Origin of the sequence: Allocoprococcus comes, from assembly GCF_013300725.1 — a bacterium.
Lineage (GTDB): Bacteria > Bacillota > Clostridia > Lachnospirales > Lachnospiraceae > Allocoprococcus > Allocoprococcus comes_A.
Genome location: NZ_JAAIMM010000069.1, coordinates 1 through 1,702, shown reverse-complemented (window position 1 = coordinate 1,702; position 1,702 = coordinate 1). Strand labels below are relative to the sequence as shown.

The following is a 1,702-nucleotide window of genomic DNA, read 5'->3' as shown; positions in this document are numbered from 1 at the left end:
ACTTAAATGTATTTTTAACTTCCAGTTGGCAAGAGTAAATTCTAGTCTTATAGAAATTACTTCTGCACATATATATTGTCGTTGATAACCATTGCTATGTATACTGTACTTGCAACTGATTGCCTGCCTGTGCAGATTGGAGATAAATATGAATAATAAAGGCAATCGGAAACATTTAACATTTGAGCAGCGTGTTGAGATTGAAAAATCTCTTACTGAGAATAAAAGCTTTGCTGAAATTGGAAGAATCATAGGCAAAGATTCCTCAACAATATCTAAGGAAGTACGTCTTCATGCACGTGTCAAAGAGCGTCCGGATCCGGGTTATACCAATCCTCCCTGCATTCATCGAAAAAAATGTAAAATGACCTGTCTCTGTGATGAGCAATGCGGAACTATGTGTAAAATCTGTAAAAAGCAAAACATGCGTTGTATAGATGTATGTCCTGCATATGAAACGGCGGAATGTGAAAAGCTTAAAAAGCCGCCATATGTATGTAATGGATGCGCTAAAAAAAGCCATTGTCTCATGCCAAGAATGTTTTATTCTTCCAAGTATGCTCATGATGAATATCGCAGTGTGCTTGTTGATAGCAGAGTTGGTATCAATCAGACTCCAGAAAGCATTCAGTCCATGAACGATTTACTGGTCCCGCTGATCAGGGATAAACACCAGTCCATCGGACACATTTATGCTACCCACGCAGAGGAATTAGGCTGCTCCAGAAGAACACTTTACTCTTACATTAATGATTGTGTATTTGATATTCGCAATGGTGATTTAAGACGCTCTGTGCGCTATAAAAAGCGCAGGAAACCTACGAAGGCAGGATCAAAAGACCGTTCTTACCGCCAAGGTCATAACTACGAAGATTTTCAGGATTATATAAAGGAACATCCAGATACCAATGTCGTGGAAATGGACTGTGTGGAAGGTAAGAAAGGCGAAAGCAAAGCCATCTTAACCTTTACGTTCCGCAACTGCAATCTTATGCTCATGTTCCTTTTGGAATATCAGGATCAGGAATGCGTCCTGGAGGTCTTTGTATGGCTGGAAACAGTTTTGGGGCAGGAGGCATTCAAAAAGCTTTTTCCAGTAATCCTCACAGATGGAGGTTCTGAATTCTCCGCCCGAAAAGAGATGGAGGAATTCTGTGACGGAAGTAAAAGTACTACTGTCTTTTACTGTGATCCATACAGCTTTTGGCAAAAAGGTGCCTGTGAAAAGAATCATGAATATATCCGCTATATATGTCCGAAAGGCAGCTCATTCGCTGATTTAAATGACGATAAAGTCAGGCTTATGATGAATCACATAAATAACGAAAAAAGAGACAGTTTTAATGGACACAGTCCATATGAACTCTCTCTTTTACTCTTGGACAACAAGCTGCATAAAGCATTAGGATTAAAGGCGATTGAACCTGATGACGTTATGCTTAGTCCGAAACTTATAAAATAAAACAGTAAAGCACAGGCAGATTTCACTGCACCAGAACTTAGTCTTACACATAAGGCATGTGGAATTTAGTCCTGCATACTATTTTCAGATGCCCATTTAGCATGTAAAAAAACATTAAAACTGGGTGCTTATGGACTCATTATAAAGCAAATATATGAATTTGTTAAGGCGTAAAGTGGAAATTAATCCTGCAGAATTACAGGGATAATCTACAGCTGGAAATTAGTTTTTCATTTAAGT

At 38.7% G+C, this 1,702-nt stretch carries 1 protein-coding gene; it reads left to right on the top strand.

The genetic code is table 11. The features are described 5' to 3' along the window. Positions 1 to 148 precede the first annotated feature (148 nt). Positions 149 to 1,462, top strand: a complete 1,314-nt coding sequence (locus G4407_RS15975) for an IS30 family transposase (protein WP_173689664.1) — start codon at positions 149 to 151, stop codon at positions 1,460 to 1,462. Positions 1,463 to 1,702 lie beyond the last annotated feature (240 nt).